Raw genomic sequence first — 18,614 nt, forward strand, 5'->3', positions numbered from 1 at the left:
CAGCCTAGCTGCTTTAGGCAAAAACTCCTGGGGGCGAGAAATGAGTGAATTAGTAAAGCCAGAAGCGAATATCGAAAATATGACGCGTGGTAGCCAGCAATTTGGTGTACCTAAACCACCAGTGTTTGAAGATAAAATGGCGCAGCGTCAATATGATAAGCAGCGTTTAGCATCAGCATTTCGCGTATTTGCAATGAAGGGGTTTGATGAAGGGTTGGCAGGGCATATTACCGTACGTGATGCCGTTGAGCCTGATACCTTTTGGGTCAACCCATTGGCTGTGCACTTTTCGCAAATTAAAGCGTCAGATTTAGTTCGTGTTGATCACAAGGGAAATATTGTTGAAGGGAACTACGCCATCAACAACGCGGCATTTGCTATTCATTCACGCATCCATGAAGCGCGCCCAGACGTGAATGCTGTTGCTCATGCCCATACCACATACGGGCGAGCTTTTGCTTCATTGGGCATTAAGTTGGCGCCAATTTCCCAAGACGCTTGTATGTTTTATAACAATCATGGCGTATTTACAGAGTTTACTGGCGTTGTAGCGGTTACTGAAGAGGGTGATTTAATCGCTGAGGCGCTAGGGCAAGGAGCCGGTGTGATATTGCAAAACCATGGCCTGCTTACTGTTGGCAAGTCGGTTGATGCTGCAACGGCGAACTTCGTGATTATGGATAGCTGTTGCCACAGCCAATTATTAGCACAAGGGGCGGGTGAGTTAACCTTGATCCCAGAGCAAGTAGCAGCACAAACGCAAAAAGTGAATGGCTCCGATTATGTGACTTGGGGCAATTATCAACCAATGTACGCACAAGCGCTTGCGTTAGATGATAGCTTTTTAAATTAGAGCTTATAGCTTTGGCGAATGCTAAAACTATTGCTAAAGCTTGTTAGCGGCGACTGGCAATGCGTTGGTCGTCGTGATATTCCACGACTTGATTTCGTCCTGCATCTTTAGCGCTGTAAAGGGCAATGTCAGCGCGGCTGACTAGCTGATTTGGCCTTAATGATTCCAAATTATCACAAATGATAAACCCGACGCTAACGGTCACCACTTGTGATGACTTACCTGTATATTCATGAGGAATGGCTAAATCACGTATTTTTTGGCAGATTGCATTTGCGGCTTGAGTACAATAGTCGCGATCTGTATTGCTCAGCATGACAATAAACTCTTCTCCGCCGTAACGCGCAATAATATCACTTGGACGCTTGGTAATATCAGAAACATTCAGCAAACTACCGATATTTTTCAAGCACATATCACCCATTAAATGGCCGTAATGATCGTTGTATTGTTTAAAATGATCGACGTCGAACAAAATAATTGCCAACGATTTATTGTCACGTAAACACCGTTGCCATTCTAAGCTCAACTGATTGTCGAAGTGGCGGCGATTGTATAGCCCCGTTAAACTATCGGTGATCGCTAGCATCGCCAGCTCCTCATTGGCTTCCGACAGCTCTTTTTGCATTTTTTCTAAATCTGCGGTGCGCTCTTGCACCCGCTGTTCAAGCTCAGCATTGGTTTGTTCGATCCGATTGCGATGTTGTCGCTGTAAATGAAAAATCAATTTGAGCAGCAAGAGCACCATGACCAGAGATATGCTCAATACTTGAATAAAAGTGTTGCGGGTTTTGTAGTAGGGCTCTAACGCCTCTTCTACGTTAATTTCCGTTGCAATCCCAAATTGAAACTTATGATCCCAAATCCAAGCGCCCATTACAGGTACGCCGCGATAGTCTCGATAGCCTTCGGTATTCGTGCCGCTTTTACCTTGTGTCGCTTGCGCTGCCATCAGCGTAAGGGGGCGTTGTTTGTAATGTAGCTTAGCTTTATAGCCTTGTGTTAAGTCGCCGCCGGGATCTTTAATAAGTACGTTAAAGCTGCTGCTTTGATTATTGCCAATAATGTTTAGGTCGCGCAGTTGCTGATCAAAGCGGCTTTCGGTGAGTAAAGTGCCTGACTTGTCAAAGGCATAGGTTTCCCCCGTTTCACCAATGCGACCAATGGTGGTAACGCTAGAAAAATAACTTCTCGGATTGATGCGCAGCGCCAGAGCGGCAATAACCTGTTGTTGACTGTCGAGCATAGGGGCAACGATAAACATTGTCGCTGCTTCTTTATCGGCTTTAATCGGTGGAATAAAAGTGGTTTCACCATTAAAAACTTTAGCAAGCAGCTCTGGCTTATGGCGTGCAATAAGGTTTTCACGCCCTAAGCTATTGTTATCCATTGCTGCGATATTGGCGTAATCAGGAGCAATGATGAAGAAGCCCTGATCGCCAAACTTGCGAATAATAGGCAGAATAAATTGCCTAAACGCTCGCAGATTTTCGCTATCTGCAAGTGGAAAGCCGCTGTGGTATTCGTTTAGGATTCGCTTGGATACGGCTACGATCGCGGCTGTTTCTGCAATGCTAGAGACGGCAAAACGACGTTGCTCAACGAGTATGTGATGGGCCTCTTGTACCGTCAGTAATAGGGTTTGCAAGTTGTCTCTGATCTGCTCTGTGGTACTTGCTTTAATTTGTTTTAGGGCAAAAACAGACAATAGAATCACTGCACCCATGAAGGTGGTGATAAGGGTAATAGCGCGGATATTTTGTTGCTTAGGTTGCTGCACGCATTACATCTCTTGCCTCGATACGCCGCTCTACTATAGCACTTTTAGTTGTTGATAATACCAACTTGAATAATTATTTGATCACTCAGCGAGAATTTTAAGGCTCATAGACAAGGCTTGTCATGCAGAGAATGGTTATTCCCTTGTTAAATGACATAACGCAGTATATGAGCCTTTAAAACTCGCCCTTGGGAATGCATAAGCAGCATGATAACTGCACAAAATTCACTTGATGTAGAACGACTATATCGTCATAAATTTCGTTTGTTCTAATACTGCTTATGTCATTCTGAGAGACTAAATAATTAATCAAATTGGTATACATGTTCAAAACGCATAAAAAAAGGGCACGCTAGACTCATTAAGTAATAAGTCGCGTACCCTTAGTTTTTCGCTTTGCTGGTGAAGCGTTTTGGTCTTCTTGTTAAATCGCGATAACTTGCTCGCTGTAAACAAAATCCAAAATGCCCATAGCGGCTTTTCGGCCTTGGTCGATAGCGGTTACAACAAGGTCAGAGCCAAGTACCATATCGCCCCCAGCAAAGATATTATTTGCACTCGTTTGCAGGGCAAATTCGCTATTGTCTGTGGCGACTACACGGCCTCGTGCATCTACTTCGACACCCGCGTCTTTCATCCACTGCGGCGGGCTAGGTAAGAAACCAAATGCGATAACAACGGCATCAGCCTCCATCACAAACTCTGAGCCTTCAATGGGCTCTGGGCTGCGGCGGCCGTTTGCATCTGGCTGACCCAGTTGGGTTTTAACAAAGCGCACGCCAATTGCATTGCCTTGTTCGTCGACCGCAATATCAAGTGGTTGCAAGTTGAAGGCAAAGTTAACGCCTTCTTCTTTCGCGTTCTGCACTTCTCGTGGTGAGCCAGGCATATTCGCTTCGTCACGACGGTAGGCACAGGTAACTTCACTTGCCCCTTGACGCACTGAACTGCGGACACAGTCCATGGCGGTATCACCACCACCAAGCACAACAACTTTTTTACCTTCGAAATTCACATAAGGTTTTACGTTCTCAGTAATACCCATAATGTGCTGGGTATTGCCAATGAGGAAGTCGAGCGCATTGTAAACGCCACTGGCTTGCTCGTTTTCGAAGCCACCTTCCATATCGGTATAAGTACCCATAGCTAGGAATACCGCATCGAATTCTTGGCATAACGTATCGAATTCAATATCAACACCAATATTAGTGTTTAGTTTGAATTCAATGCCCATACCTTCGAATATTTTGCGACGGCGAATAACAACGTCTTTTTCCAGTTTAAACGCTGGAATACCAAAAGTTAGCAGGCCACCAATTTCTGAATGCTTGTCGTAAACTACACAGTCGACACCGTGGCGTGTTAATACATCAGCACAGGCAAGACCAGCAGGGCCAGCACCAACAATGGCAACGCGTTTGCCGGTTTTAACGACATGTGACAAGTCAGGTGTCCAACCTTGCTCAAAGGCCGTATCGGTAATGTATTTTTCAATATTACCGATAGTGACCGCACCAAATTCATCATTTAGCGTACAGGCAGATTCACAAAGCCTATCTTGTGGACAAACTCGGCCACACATTTCAGGCAAGCTGTTGGTCTGATGACAAAGCTCAGCAGCTTCGAAGATCTTGCCTTCGGTGACTAGCTCTAACCATTGTGGAATGTAGTTATGAACTGGACATTTCCACTCACAATAAGGGTTGCCGCAGTCTAAACAACGATCTGCTTGGCCTTTACTTTGGTCGCTACTGAGTGGTTGATAAATCTCCACAAAGTCAATTTTTCGCTGTTCAATAGCTTTTTTTGGCGGATCGATACGTTTTACATCGATAAATTGATAAACATTTTTGCTCATAATTCTTTACTCCACCCTTATTGCGCTTGCACGCGAAGCTCTGCCGATGAACGCGTTTGGTGACCTAGCAGGGCTTTAACATCAGTTGCTTTTGGCTTGATTAGCTTAAATTTAGGCGCGTAATTATCGAAATCGTTCAATATAGCTTGCGCGCGTAAGCTGCCGGTTTCCTCAAAGTGTTGATTAATAATGCCACGTAAGTGCTCTTGGTGGATCACTAGCTCTTCAATTGGCAACATTTCAATTGACTCTGTGTTTAGACGAATTGCCAAGTCATCCGCTTCATCAAGCACATAAGCAAAGCCACCTGTCATCCCGGCACCAAAGTTCAAACCAACTTGACCTAAGATAGTAACAATACCGCCAGTCATGTATTCACAGCCGTGATCGCCTGTGCCTTCGATAACTGCATGAGCACCAGAGTTACGCACACCAAAACGCTCACCCGCACGGCCACAGCCAAATAAGCGACCGCCTGTTGCACCGTACAAACAGGTGTTACCCATGATCATGGTTTCATGACTTGCATACTCAACGCCTTTAGGTGGCTTGATAGTTAACTTACCACCGGTCATGCCTTTACCAACATAGTCGTTAGCGTCACCAGTTAAGGTCATCTCTAACCCGCCAGCGTTCCAGACGCCGAAACTTTGACCTGCGGTACCTTTAAGGTGAAGTTTAATAGGATTACTTGCCATACCTTGATCGCCATGATGTTTAGCAATTTCACCCGAAAGTGCTGCACCGACTGAGCGATCAGTATTGTTGATGTTAAATCTAAACTCCGCGCCTGTTTTATGGGCAACAGCATCACGAGCAGCTTCCACCAATTGTTGATTAAGCTTGCCTTCATCGAATGGAATGTTAGCTTCCGTTTGGTGAAGTGCCGTGTGCTTACCTGCAACGACAGGGGCAATAATTGGCGACAAGTCGAGTTTTTGCTGCTTGGCACTAATACCTTGTAGCGGCACGAGTAAATCAGTACGGCCAATGATGGCAGTTAAGCTTTCAACACCAAGCTTAGCTAAAATTTCACGTACGTCTTGTGCCACGAACTTGAAGTAATTCATCACTTGCTCTGGTAAGCCTTTGAAGAATTCTTCGCGTAATACTTCATCTTGTGTTGCAACACCAGTAGCACAATTGTTTAGATGACAAATACGTAAGAACTTACAACCTAATGTGACCATAGGCGCAGTACCAAAGCCAAAGCTTTCAGCACCTAAAATAGCTGCTTTAACAATGTCTAAACCTGTTTTCAAACCGCCATCGACTTGTAAGCGCACTTTATGGCGAAGACCATTCGCCACTAGTGATTGGTGCGCTTCCGCTAAACCAATCTCCCATGGACAGCCAGCGTACTTCACTGAAGTTAATGGGCTAGCACCTGTACCACCGTCATAACCTGAAATGGTGATAAAGTCTGCATATGCCTTAGCAACACCTGATGCGATCGTACCAACACCTGGGCCTGATACTAATTTAACCGAGATTACCGCTTTTGGATTTACTTGCTTCAAGTCGAAAATTAGCTGAGCTAAATCTTCGATTGAGTAAATGTCGTGATGTGGTGGTGGTGAAATTAGCGTTACACCAGGCACAGAAAAACGCAATTTAGCAATTAGTGGCGTAACTTTGTCACCCGGTAGTTGACCGCCTTCACCCGGTTTTGCACCTTGTGCCACTTTGATTTGTAGCACGTCAGCATTGACTAGGTAATGCGGTGTAACACCAAAACGGCCTGAGGCGATTTGCTTGATACGTGAGTTTTTCACGGTACCAAAACGGCGTTCATCTTCACCGCCTTCACCAGAGTTAGAGAAACCACCTAAGCGGTTCATGGCAATCGCTAACGCTTCATGTGCTTCAGGGCTTAATGCACCAATAGACATTGCGGCACTGTCAAAACGTTTGAATAAGTCTGCGTCTGATTCAACTTTTGAAAGTTCAATCGCTTGCGTGTCATCTTTTAGTGCTAATAAGTCGCGCAACGCTGCGGTAGGGCGATTATTCACTTCGTCTGCAAACTGACGGTAATCGCTATAGTCACCGCTTTTAACCGCATTTTGTAGGTAACTTACTACATTTGGGTTAAACGCGTGGTATTCGCCGCCGTGCACATATTTAAGTAAACCACCGTGGTCAACTTTTTGGTGTGGTAAAAAGGCACGACGCGCTAAGTTGATATTGTCTTGCTCGATATCGCTAAAATCGGCACCTTGCAATCTGCTCGGAATATCCGGGAAGCAGGTTTTCATAATGTTATCGTTAAGCCCAATAACTTCAAACAAACCAGCGCAACGATAACTGGCAATGGTCGAAATCCCCATCTTAGATAAGATTTTTAATAAGCCTTTATTGATACCGTTTCGGTAATTTTCAATGGCTTGACGTGCAGGGATTCCAAGTTGACCTTTGTCGACCATTTGTTCAATGGTTTCAAATGCTAGGAATGGGTAAACCGCTGTGGCACCTAGGCCAAGTAGCACCGCAAATTGATGTGAATCACGAACCGATGCTGTTTCAACAATAATATTGGAATCACAACGAAGCTGCTCTTCAACCAAACGTTTTTGTACAGCACCTACCGCCATTGCCGCTGGAATAGGTAATAAACCAGGGTAAATTTGGCGATCTGACAACACCAAGATAACGGTGTTTTTGTTGCGCACAAGATCAGTTGCTTCGTCACATAAGCGCTGCACTGCCGCTTCTAACCCTTCTGCTGGGTCGTAGTTCAAGGTCAAGGTATCTGAACGATAGTGCTCTTGATCTAATTCGCGCAGTTGTTTTAACCCTGTGTACATTAATACTGGGGTGTCGAAAATAATGCGATCGGCATGGCCAGTGGTTTCATTGAAAACGTTGTGCTCGCGGCCAATACACGTTGCCAATGACATCACATAGCGCTCGCGCAATGGGTCAATTGGTGGGTTGGTTACCTGCGCGAACTGCTGGCGGAAGTAATCATAAAGTGTTCTAGGCTTACTTGATAATACTGCCATCGGCGTATCATCACCCATTGAACCAGTCGCTTCTTGACCATTCTCGGCAAGCACTTTAACTACTTGATTGATTTCTTCATAGCTATAGTTAAATAGCTTGTGATATTGCGCCATCTCGCTGTCGTCAAACATACGAGTGCCAATTAGGTTGGCTTCCAGTTGATCAAACGGTACTAAGCGGCGAATGTTTTTATTTAACCATTCACGGTATGGATGGCGAACTTTTAATTCATCATCAATCTTGTTTGAGTCGAAAATGGTACCGGTATAGGTATCAATCGCCAGCATTTCACCTGGGCCAACTCGGCCTTTTTCAAGCACCTCATCTTCGCCGTAATCCCAAATGCCCACTTCTGACGCTAGGGTTATAAAGCCATTACGGGTAATCACGTAACGGGCTGGGCGAAGGCCATTGCGGTCGAGGTTACAGGCAACATGACGACCATTGGTCATTACGATACCAGCTGGACCATCCCACGGCTCCATGTGCATGGAGTTGAATTCGTAGAAGGCTTTTAAGTCGTCGTCCATGGTTGGATTATTCTGCCAAGCAGGTGGCATTAATAATCGCATCGCACGGAAGAAGTCCATGCCGCCAGCTAAAAATAGCTCTAGCATATTGTCTAGTGACGAGGAATCCGAACCACTTTCGTTAACAAACGGCGCTGCGTCTTGTAAGTCTGGCAATAATGGTGAATTAAAGCGGTATGTGCGTGCTCGCGCCCACTGGCGGTTACCTTTAATGGTGTTGATTTCACCGTTGTGTGCTAAGAAGCGGAAAGGTTGTGCTAGGTGCCATTGTGGTGAGGTGTTCGTAGAGAAGCGCTGATGGAAAACACAAATAGCGCTTTGCATGCGAATGTCAGCCAAATCTAAATAAAAGTTTGGCAGGTCAACAGGCATCATTAAGCCTTTATAGATAGTAACCTGACAAGATAGGCTGGCAATGTAGAATTTCTCGTCGCTAATGCGTTTTTCGGCACGGCGTCTTGCCATATATAAGCGGCGCTCTAAATCACGGTTACGCCAGCCTGGTGGTGCATCAACGAAAATTTGTTCAATAGCTGGTAAATTACTAGCGGCGATAGGGCCAAGAATTGATTTGTCAGTAGGGACAACGCGCCAACCAACAATAGTCAGTGTTTCGCGGCTTAATTCTTCTTCAAATATTTTTTTCGACGCTGCGGCAAGCTCTGGGTCAGTGTTAAGAAACACCATACCAACCCCATATTTTCGGCCTAGCTGCCAACCGTTTTCTTCAGCAATGGCACGGAAAAATGTGTCTGGTTTTTGTAGTAATAGACCACAACCATCACCCGTTTTTCCATCGGCTGCAATACCCCCCCGGTGCTGCATACGATCTAAGGCGCTAATCGCAGTTTTTATTAATTTGTGACTTGCTTCACCTTTTTGATGAGCAATTAAACCGAAACCACAATTATCCTTTTGTGTGTTGGGATCATATAGCTGCATTATTGTTCTCCAAGCATTTTACAATTCGCAGATACGAGGCTTCAGGCACGAATAATTAGGTAATAATTGTGAATAAATATACCTGAATGCATTATGAGCGAACCATAGACACTAACGACAAATATACATTCCGTCAACATTTATAGAGTATTTGCTCGTAATTAATTTTCATAATAATCGGTATTTTTATGGCTTATTTATCGCTTGTTGCGCCATTTTAAAACAATGGTTGCACAAAAGTTGAATAAATGGTCAAAGATGGGGCGTATACAGGTGAGCGCTTACATATTCTGTAATTTTATTACACTAAAGGCGCATTGCCAGTTAAGTTAGGGGCGCTAGCTTGATGAGGTGATGAAAATTAATTTTATTCATATTTATAACGAATAATTATATTGAAATTTGTCGATGCTAAGAAACAAAAAAGCCTGCATCAGCAGGCTTTTCATAGAAACTATTTTTGGCCAGCTAGTGGCTTTATTTAGCTTTATGCTTGATAGCCGCCTTCAACGCCCTTCGTTGTGATACTAACTGCGTTGTGTGCGTGTAGGGATTCAAGGTGATTTACTTTAACCCAGAAGTCATCATACTGCGTAGTTTGGTTCATCGTATGCTGCAGTTTGCGCGCCGCATCTTCACAGAACATCAGGTTCTGACCATTTAAGCGGGCAAACTCTTGCTCGTCTTCTCGTTTAACTGCGGCTTGTACAGGTGTTTGTAATGTGTCTTCAATCGCATCAACTAGATCACTGATTGGAAACTCTGTGACCGATGAGTTCAGTTTAACTTTTACTTTGGCAATAGAGCGCTGGCTGTGTGGTGTGGCGACAACGCCTTCGGTTGTGCCGAGCCATTCATGTATTGTTTGCTTGTCGATACTGTCTTGTTCATCAAACTTATTTAAGAAAGCTTGCTGTATAAGCTGGCGAGCTAACGCAGCAGAGCAAGGACAAGTGGACGAGTACCTAACGTCGATTGCTAGTTCAACTGACAATTGCCCTTTGTTTAACTGGCCTGTTAATACAACCGGGTAGGCTTTCCAACCTTGCTTACCACTGATTAGTGATTTACGGCGTAGATGATAATCAAAGTGAATGGCGACTTTTGCTTGGTCGCTTAGTTCTTGATGAGAGCTAATAAAGCCATCGAGCAAGGCCGCAAAGCTTTGGTAATTCAAGGTATTATTATTGGATAATTCGTCGAGCAATAAATATAGGCGCGACATGTGAATACCTTTTGCCTGTGCCTCTTTCAAATTCACAAACGCATCAATGTGAGCTGACACCATTCGCTCTGGCTGGTCTTTAGAAGCCACCATTAAAGGCATTTCAATATTGCTCATTCCAACCCAATCTAACGTCCCTTCGGTTTGGGCTGTGGTGTGATTGGCGATGTCTGGCATTGATGTTGGCATTAGTTCTCCGCAATCTTAGTAGTAAAACTTAATAAGCTACTTAGTCAGCGTAACCAGCCTAGAACCAAAAACCACATAAAAAGTATTGATTTGAGGGCTGTTTTCGCTAATAAAATGGGCGGCTATTCTGAACGAAAATCCGGCTAAAATCAATATCTGTAGCGGCATTCTCATGAGTAAAGGTGTAGCATTTAATGAATTTAGATTTACATTAAATACGCTTGCGATTAGGCTGTGTGGTGATACGAAATAAGAGGAACAAAAAGCACTATGAACCAGCCTGCAACTATTGATAAATCGCTAATTCAAGGATATTTAGACAATTTAGGGGGCACGGTGGTAGCGCAGATGCTTGCGCTTTATCAGAAGCAATCTGGTGTTTACATTGGTGAGATTGAAGCTGCGATCAGCGAGCAAAGTCAATCTAACTGGCAAGAACGTTGTCACAAAATGAAAGGTGCAGCGGCAAGTGTCGGCTTACTGAGTGTTCATCAGTTCTTAGTGGCTATTGAAAAATCGACAGAAACTTGGCCACAAAAAAGCGAGCACCTTGCTCGCTTAAAAATTGATAATAACGCAGCTATTGCTGATTTTAAACAGTGGCTTGAAAGCTTGTAAGAAGCTTTTTTACAGCCTAAATCCAAACCTAAGCCCCGAATAAGCTTAGCTAAAGCCAATCTAAACTTTAGCTAGGCGTCGATGCTACCAACGAAACGGTAGCCTTCACCATGGATGGTATTGATTAGCTCTGGCGTTTCTGGAATAGATTCAAAGTGTTTACGCAAACGACGAATGGTAACGTCAACCGTACGGTCATTTGAGCGTAAGTCACGACCCGTCATTTCTTTGATTAATTGCTGGCGAGAAACAATTTGCCCAGCATTTTCAATCAACAATTTAAGCGCACGATATTCACCACGAGGAATTGGAATAATATCGCCAACGGGTGTTGTCATCTTGCGTGAGTTACCGTCAAGTGACCATCCGTTAAAGTTGATAATTGCACCGTCAGTGTCAGGTTTTACATGAGTAATACGGCTGAGGATATTACGTGCACGAATGGTTAACTCTCTTGGGTTAAACGGCTTAGTCAAGTAATCGTCTGCGCCAATTTCTAGACCCAAAATTTTATCAATATCACTATCACGACCAGTTAGGAAAATGAGCCCCATATCGCGATTGTTAGTCAACTCTCTAGCTAGCAACAAGCCGTTCTTACCAGGCAAATTAATATCCATGATAACTAAGTGTACTTTTTGTTCTCTTAGCTGAGCGTCCATCGAATCGCCATCTACAGCTTCAGAGACTTGATAGCCTTCTGCTTCGAATAGGTTTCGGAGGTTAAAGCGTGTGACGTCTTCGTCTTCAACGATAAGGATATGGGCTTTTTGCATTTTTTGTCCGTTTACTAACTGGTATCTATGCTTAGTATTGTTTAGTTAGCCTTATATAGTAACTTAACAGCTAAAATTAAAGGCTATTGTTCGTACTTTTTACTTTAGTCTTTAACATTTTAGCAAACAATATAGGTGACTTCATCCGTCACATGGTTACAGAAAGTAATCAATTAGTTAAATTTCGGCATTTCGCTTAATTGTGCAGGGAAAGCAATCTCAAACTGTACGCCTTGCGTTGGTTCAATATCGAATTGAATATGGCCGCCAAGCGCTTGGGTGACAAGGTTATAGACTAAGTGTAAGCCTAAACCACTGCCACCTTCTCCGCGTCTAGTTGTGATGAAAGGATCGAAGATCTTGGTTTTGATCGATGGTTCAACGCCTTTGCCATCGTCTTGGTAATTAATGTGCAGTTGGCCACTTAAATACATCACATTGATTGTGACTATGCCACCATCACTATCTGCAAAACCATGAATAATGGAGTTCACAATAAGGTTGATCAATATTTGATTAATCGGTCCAGGCTTACTAATAACCGCTAAGTTTTCACTGCACTCGATTTGAAAATTTACACTTTTCTGTTTGAGTTGTGGCCCCAATGACAAGATCACCTCGTCAATCAATTGCTTAACGATAAATGCGCTATCTGCTTCATTGCTTTGGTTTACTGCCACTTGTTTGAAGCTAGAAATTAAGTCTGCAGCACGATGTAAGTTTCGTATGACAATTGCCAGATTCTCTTCACTTTCTGTCAGAAAACGGCGCAGTTGACTCGCTTTTAAGGTTTTATCGTTAAAGGCGGTATGAACTTCATTTAAGCGATCAGATAGCAAACTCGATGCGGTAACGCCTAAACCTATTGGGGTATTTACCTCATGAGCAACACCAGCCACCATATCACCTAGCGAGGCCATTTTTTCACTTTCAACCAGTTGTCCTTGGAATTGGTGCAGCTTTTCTAGGGTAGATAATAATTCTTGGTTTGAATCTTTTAGTGCGTCAGTGCGTTGGCTAACTTTGTCTTCCAACTCGTGGTTAAGTTTTAAAATCTGTTGCTCTGCATTTGCTTGTTTTTCTATATGTCGCTCAATGCGATTGAGCATGACATTCAAGTCATCGGCAAGTAATTCAAACTCTTGGTTTTCCATGCCGCTAACACGAACACTGAAATCTTTTTTCTGCGATACATTGCGTATCGCCGTAAGTAATCGATTAATCGGCGTAATCACCGAACTATACATACTGTTGGTGATAAGAGCACCGATAATCAGCACTAAAATATAGCCAATAGATAAGGTGAACCAAGTCGTTGTTTGCAGTTCGTGATAGCTATTTGTATCAAGCTGCAAGTAGGCATAACCAATTAGCTTGTTATCGACTTTGATTGGGTTGATATATTCAATAATGCTATCGGTAATGATAGGCACTTGATATTTTTCGATACTCGCAGTCTTCTCTGGGATAGCAGGGAAGCCTTGCTTATTGTAGCTGGCAAAAAAGCTCAGCTCTTGATTTTCAAAGCGATAAATGTGCACATAGTTAAACCGAGGTAGGTTTGAAAGTCGCTTCAATACCTCTTGATATTCACTATAGTTGTCAGTTTCAATAAATGAGATTGAGCGACCACTAATAATAGCTGCGCGCTCTTTAATATCTTGTTTTAGCTCAGCGCCAAGGTGATCAAAGACAAAATAGGAGACAACCAAGTGTGCGAGAAAAAATGAGCCGGTTACAAAAGCCAGCATTAACAGATTCAACTTACGACGAATTGACTTGGTTTGCACAACTTGGTTGGAATGCATAGTTTGGTTCGAATGCATAGATTGGTTGGAGTGCATAGTTTGGTTCATTACTAGATTTTAACTACCTATCTTAGTGCTTATTCGTCGTTTTTAGTGCTCAATTTTTAACTTGAGCATGTGTCTTAGGCGCAAAGTAGCATGGGTTTATATCTACGATGCTTTTTCAGTGAATATCAAAAGGTCAGCACTCGTCAATGTTTTATTCTTTATTAAGGCTAATTTATACCAATTTAGTTAACGACTGACGCACTGTTTTTTTATTTCACGCTTGCCAGTAATAACTACATTGAAGCGAAGTAGACAGCAAAGCCACGTTGATTAACGATGGTTTGTAATTGTTTAAAACCTTCAGCCAAAATAGGCTGGTATTTTAAAAAGCTATTTGCCACCACAGTTAAGTTACCACCTCTAACCAATCGTTTCGGACACTCACGTAAAAACGTTTCAGTCGCCGCATAATGCGTTTTCAACCCTTGATGAAACGGCGGGTTAGTGACGATATGCGAAAATGAACCGTTAACTTCGATTAGACCATCTGAAGCAAATACTTCACCTGTTAAGTTATTTACTTTTAACGTCTCTTGCGTGGAGGCAACTGCCAACGCACTAATATCGAGGGCGGTAATTTCGGTTTCAGGGTATTGCTTGGCTAAGAAGGCGCTGATCACACCGGCACCACAACCAAAATCAAGCAGTTTGCCTTGATAGCTTTTTTTCGGCAGTTGCTCGGTAGGTAAGTTTTCTAGCAAAACTTGAGTGCCCTTATCGAGTTGTTTTTGGCTAAATACGCCCGGCAGAGCGGCAATGTTAAGTTCTATACCGGCAACCGAAAGCGGGTAGTAGTGGAACCAATCAGCAAGGTTAAAACTGTAGTCACCACGAATAAACTGGCCAGCGAATAAACTGCAATGGCGAGCAGAGTCCAGCTTATGGCAATGGCTAATATAGCCTTGGCTTAATTTTGCTGCTGATTTGATGCCGCCTTTGTTTTCACCGACAAACAACACACGTGCATCTTCAGCTAAATGAGGGGCAAGCATGGCCAGCGAGTAGGCAAGCTCAGCTTTGCTTTTCGGGAAGGCAATCACCGCTAAGTCATATGCGATATCTTCTTTGTTTTGCTTAGCTTCTTTGTTTTGTTTAGTTTCTTGGCTCTGCTCAGCGGTTAAGTGCGTACCAAAGCTGTAGCTCAACTTTGAACTTGGTTGGGCAGCCGTTATTTGCGCCAATTGATCCGCAGCTAGCTTGTTATTAGTGAAATAATGCAATTGGCACTCAGGATATTCATCAAGCCATTCTTGATATAGCCCGTCGACGGGGAAGTTAACTAACACTGCCCGCGTGCATGCTAACTCGCCGATATTGCGAACCAGTACTTGAGATAAATTCGATAATGCCATGTGATGTCCAACTTGCCTCGCGTTAGACGCTAATCGTCAGCGTTAATACGTTGCTTACCTAGGTTGATGATAGCCAGCTTAAGTCTATTGTGAAACTGCTTTTTGCCGACACAAATTGCCAAAATTCGCGGACTACAAACTTCACTAAAATCGCGCGAGGCCGCATTTTACGTGATTGATAAAGCAAGGTATAGCGGTGTGTTGACATTAGAGCAAATATTCGATGTAATGAGCCCGTCCTTATTCCTGCGCGGTGGTGTGGCTCGTCAAGCTCATACCATCGTGATGAAAAGGGCCAGAAGAGGAGCGTTAACCAGGTAGTTAATGTCAGGAGATCAAACTCCAGTGACCATTAATGAGGGGGATTAACGCCGAGACGAATACATTTTTGATTGATGTATTGGTCGGTTGCTCAGGCTGAATCCTGACAACTGTCACCCATTAGGTGGAGAGCTTCTGGCCTTTGTTGAACTGTCTGCGCTTTTTGCCGTGGGCAGGGAACAAATGCCGATAAGTTCTCCGAACGAAGTGAGTTCGAGAGACATGAATCCTGAAACTTCTAATTCATTAGCTAACGCAACCTTACCCAAATTCCCGTTGTGGACTGCGTTGGTTACCCCTTTTGCCGAAAGTGGCGCTATCGACTTTGCCTGTTTATCGCGAATTGCTCGCGAACAAGCAGCCGTCGGCAATGGTTTATTGCTACTTGGTAGCACAGGCGAAGCATTGGCGCTCAATGCTGAGCAACAGTTTGGTATCGTCAAATACGTGGCTGAACTTGGCCTTGATGTGCCGATCATGGTCGGTGTTGGCGGCTTTCAATTAATGCAACAGCTAGAATGGATTGAGCGCTGCAATCAGCTAAATATCGACGCCTATTTACTTGGTGCGCCCTTGTACGCTAAGCCTGGGCCTGTTGGCCAAGAGCAATGGTTTACCGCTTTGCTTAATGCTGCCAACAAGCCTTGTATGCTCTATAACGTACCGTCGCGAAGTGCGGTTACTTTATCGGTTGAAACGCTCGCGAAACTGCAAAACCATCCAAATTGTTGGGCGCTAAAAGAAGCCAGTGGAGATATCGCGCAATTTAATCGCTACCGTCAAGCGTGTCCTAAGCTTGCGCTGTTTAGTGGTGAAGATGCCATGATGCCAGCGCTGGCCAAACTTGGTGCTGCTGGCTTAGTGTCGGTTGCTAGTAATGTTTGGCCATCAGCGACAAAGCTCTATGTTCAACAGTGTTTAGCGCATACCGAACTTGATAACGCGCTTTGGCAGCAAGCCGTTGATGCGCTATTTACCGTGGCAAACCCAATCCCAGTGAAAGTGCTAATGCATGAGAATGGCGAGTTAGACTCCGCCGCCTTGCAACCCCCACTTACCCATTTCGAATTGTTAGATAAACAGCCCTTGATTGAGGCTAACGATGCTATTGATGCTTGGTATCGCGAGCAGACGCAAGTAACTCAGCCTATACAAGTTACTCAACAGACGCGTGAAATTTCATTAGAGCAAAATGAGCCGCTAGCCAAGCAAAGTGCTTAGTTTTAGCACCAAGTATCGCTACTAAAGGCGCGATCAGCAAACTAACGATTAACCCCAAACAGAATTCAGAATTAAAGGTAGAAAAATGACTAATTGGCAAGAAGTTTTACAACAAATGGAGCGCGGTGAAGTACGCGCGGCAACCCAAGACGAGCAAGGTAACTGGCACGCTAATGTTGAAGCCAAACAAGCAATATTGGCGGCGTTTAAAGCGGGCGAAAACACCGAATTTGGTGGTATTTATGAGGGCTTTGTTGATAAACACAATTTACCGGCACGTCAGTTCACCCGCGATGATGCGGTACGCTTAGTACCAGGTGGCTCATCGGTGCGCGCTGGCGCCTATGTTGCTCCGGGGGTAATTGTTATGCCACCTGCTTATATTAATGTTGGTGCTTATGTTGGCAAAGGCACGATGGTTGATAGCCATGCATTAGTGGGCTCGTGTGCGCAAATTGGTGAAAACGTGCATTTGTCGGCCGCAGTGCAAATCGGTGGTGTGCTTGAACCTGTGGGTGCTAGCCCTGTGATTGTTGAAGATGGCGCCTTTTTAGGGGCTGGTGTGGTTGTCGTAGAAGGTGTAGTGATTAAAAAAGGCGCGGTGTTAGCGCCAGGTGTTTCACTGTCTGCTTCTATTCCTGTGTTTGATTTAGTCAATAATCGCCGTTTGGAAAAAGGTGAGCCAATTCCAGAGCGCGCGGTGGTGATTCCGGGTACGCGTCCGGTCGGCGGTGAATGGGCACAATCTCAAGGCCTAAACATGGCGTGTGCCTTGATTGTTAAGTATCGCGATGAGCAAAGTGATGCTTCACTTGAGCTTGAAGATGCATTGCGCTAGTCAGCGTTATTAAGGAAATTAGGATGACGACATCAAGCCTACTCTCTGACGATTTATCGCAAACACTGCGCGCTCATCAAGGCAGTAGTCATGAAAATGGCTATTTTGTTTATGATATTGGCGCGCTCAAACAGCACTTAAATGAGCTACAGCAGCAAGATGTGGTCAAGCTTTGGTACGCGGTCAAAGCCAATCCATTATCAAGCGTTATTCAAGCGGTGGCGAAAAGCGGTATTCAGTTTGATGTCGCCAGTAAAGGCGAGCTAACGCAAGTATTATTGCAAGGAGTCGACGCCGAGAAAATCTTAAATACTGGGCCAGCCAAGTCTTACCAGCAAATTTCTTATTTTCTTCAGCAAGGGGTCAATACCTTTGTTGTCGAAAGTTACAATCAGTTGCAATGGCTAGCGCTGGCCGCGAAAGAGCAGGGTAAAAAGCCTGATGCCTTATTACGCGTTCAGCTGCGCTGGCCAGAAGGTGAAAAAAATCCACTAGGTGGCAATAGCTTAACGCCATTTGGTTTAGGTACGGAAGAATGGGCAGGAATTCGCGCCAGTGACTTCCCAACCATGAATATTTGTGGCTTACATATCTTCCAATGGGGCAATATGCTCAGCAACAACCAAATGTTTTCCCTTTGGTCACAAATGGTTGAGCCGCTTGTTAGCCTAGCAGAGCGCATTGGTTTTGAGCTTAAAGTGTTAGATTTAGGTGGCGGTTTAGGAGTCGATTACCTTGAAACAGGTCAAGGGATTGATTGGCAACAAGCCATGGCTGATTTAGCGCAAATTAAGGCACAAGCAGGCGTAGAAGAGCTGTGGCTAGAGCTTGGCCGCTATGCGGTTGCGCCGTTTGGTTACTATGTTACTGATGTCGTTGATCGTAAAACGAATTTTGGTGAAGAGCAGTTGGTGTTGGCAGCAGGTATTAATCATTTGCTGCGCCCGGCGATCACCGATCAACCTTTCCCTGCCAAGCTGCTGAGACCATCAAGCGAGCAAGTGCAAGATTTTCATTTGCACGGCCCGTTATGCACGAGTATGGATTGCCTTGGTAAATTACCTTTGCCGGGCGATACCAAAGTTGGCGATCAGCTGGTGTTTAGTCTTGCGGGGGCTTACGGCTTTACCGAAAGTATGCCACTGTTTTTATGTCATGAAGTGGCTGCGGAATATGTTTATGATAATCAACAGCTAACTGAAGTTCGCGCAGCACAACCTGCCACTTGGTATATGAGATAGGAAGCGGA

The 18,614-nt window shown here is 44.3% G+C and carries 11 protein-coding genes, 1 pseudogene and 1 riboswitch; of the genes and pseudogenes, 5 read left to right on the forward strand and 7 right to left on the reverse strand.

Translation table 11 applies throughout. From position 1 onward, the window contains the following. Positions 1 to 40: 40 nt before the first annotated feature. On the forward strand, positions 41 to 853 hold the full coding sequence (locus ACSLUR_RS01160) for a class II aldolase/adducin family protein (protein ID WP_115998975.1): 813 nt from the start codon (positions 41 to 43) through the stop codon (positions 851 to 853). Between the two features lie 43 nt (positions 854 to 896). On the opposite strand, the gene ACSLUR_RS01165 is transcribed toward ACSLUR_RS01160, so the two are convergent. The 4 genes from ACSLUR_RS01165 to folE2 all read right to left on the reverse strand — a co-directional run bounded on the left by ACSLUR_RS01165 (position 897) and on the right by folE2 (position 10,383). Further along, positions 897 to 2,633: a sensor domain-containing diguanylate cyclase gene (locus tag ACSLUR_RS01165; protein ID WP_448551048.1), complete on the reverse strand. Its 1,737-nt coding sequence runs from the start codon at positions 2,631 to 2,633 to the stop codon at positions 897 to 899. A 424-nt stretch (positions 2,634 to 3,057) separates the two neighbouring features. After that, on the reverse strand, positions 3,058 to 4,491 hold the full coding sequence (locus tag ACSLUR_RS01170; RefSeq protein WP_115998977.1) for a glutamate synthase small subunit GltD family protein: 1,434 nt from the start codon (positions 4,489 to 4,491) through the stop codon (positions 3,058 to 3,060). A 17-nt stretch (positions 4,492 to 4,508) separates the two neighbouring features. Beyond that, entirely contained in the window at positions 4,509 to 8,969 is a 4,461-nt protein-coding gene (gltB, locus tag ACSLUR_RS01175; protein WP_448551051.1) for a glutamate synthase large subunit, read from the reverse strand. Positions 8,970 to 9,456: 487 nt separating this feature from the next. After that, the gene (gene folE2, locus ACSLUR_RS01180; protein ID WP_448551053.1) at positions 9,457 to 10,383 is read right to left on the reverse strand and encodes a GTP cyclohydrolase FolE2; all 927 of its coding nucleotides are present in this window, start codon (positions 10,381 to 10,383) and stop codon (positions 9,457 to 9,459) included. Positions 10,384 to 10,653: 270 nt separating this feature from the next. Between folE2 and ACSLUR_RS01185 the strand changes: the two genes are divergently transcribed. Beyond that, entirely contained in the window at positions 10,654 to 11,001 is a 348-nt protein-coding gene (locus tag ACSLUR_RS01185; RefSeq protein WP_448551054.1) for an Hpt domain-containing protein, read from the forward strand. Between the two features lie 71 nt (positions 11,002 to 11,072). On the opposite strand, the gene arcA is transcribed toward ACSLUR_RS01185, so the two are convergent. From arcA to ACSLUR_RS01200, 3 genes are all read right to left on the reverse strand, one after another. Beyond that, the gene (gene arcA / locus ACSLUR_RS01190; RefSeq protein ID WP_115998981.1) at positions 11,073 to 11,777 is read right to left on the reverse strand and encodes a two-component system response regulator ArcA; all 705 of its coding nucleotides are present in this window, start codon (positions 11,775 to 11,777) and stop codon (positions 11,073 to 11,075) included. Between the two features lie 173 nt (positions 11,778 to 11,950). Next, positions 11,951 to 13,585 carry a HAMP domain-containing sensor histidine kinase gene (locus ACSLUR_RS01195; protein ID WP_448551057.1) on the reverse strand — a complete coding sequence of 545 codons (1,635 nt, stop codon included), beginning with the start codon at positions 13,583 to 13,585 and terminating at the stop codon, positions 11,951 to 11,953. Between the two features lie 281 nt (positions 13,586 to 13,866). Beyond that, positions 13,867 to 14,985, reverse strand: coding sequence for a methyltransferase (locus ACSLUR_RS01200; RefSeq protein ID WP_448551059.1), 1,119 nt, complete (start codon positions 14,983 to 14,985; stop codon positions 13,867 to 13,869). Positions 14,986 to 15,276: 291 nt separating this feature from the next. Then, positions 15,277 to 15,449, forward strand: a riboswitch (Lysine riboswitch). 79 nt (positions 15,450 to 15,528) lie between these two features. Between ACSLUR_RS01200 and dapA the strand changes: the two are divergent. The 3 genes and pseudogenes from dapA to ACSLUR_RS01215 form a co-directional block, all read left to right on the forward strand. Beyond that, positions 15,529 to 16,428, forward strand: a pseudogene (gene dapA, locus ACSLUR_RS01205) (4-hydroxy-tetrahydrodipicolinate synthase); the annotation flags it as partial. Positions 16,429 to 16,612: 184 nt separating this feature from the next. After that, on the forward strand, positions 16,613 to 17,365 hold the full coding sequence (locus ACSLUR_RS01210; RefSeq protein ID WP_115998984.1) for a 2,3,4,5-tetrahydropyridine-2,6-dicarboxylate N-succinyltransferase: 753 nt from the start codon (positions 16,613 to 16,615) through the stop codon (positions 17,363 to 17,365). Between the two features lie 23 nt (positions 17,366 to 17,388). Further along, the gene (locus ACSLUR_RS01215) at positions 17,389 to 18,606 is read left to right on the forward strand and encodes a PLP-dependent decarboxylase (protein WP_448551061.1); all 1,218 of its coding nucleotides are present in this window, start codon (positions 17,389 to 17,391) and stop codon (positions 18,604 to 18,606) included. The last annotated feature ends 8 nt before the right edge of the window (positions 18,607 to 18,614 follow it).

The sequence above is a fragment of the Thalassotalea montiporae genome (assembly GCF_053485855.1).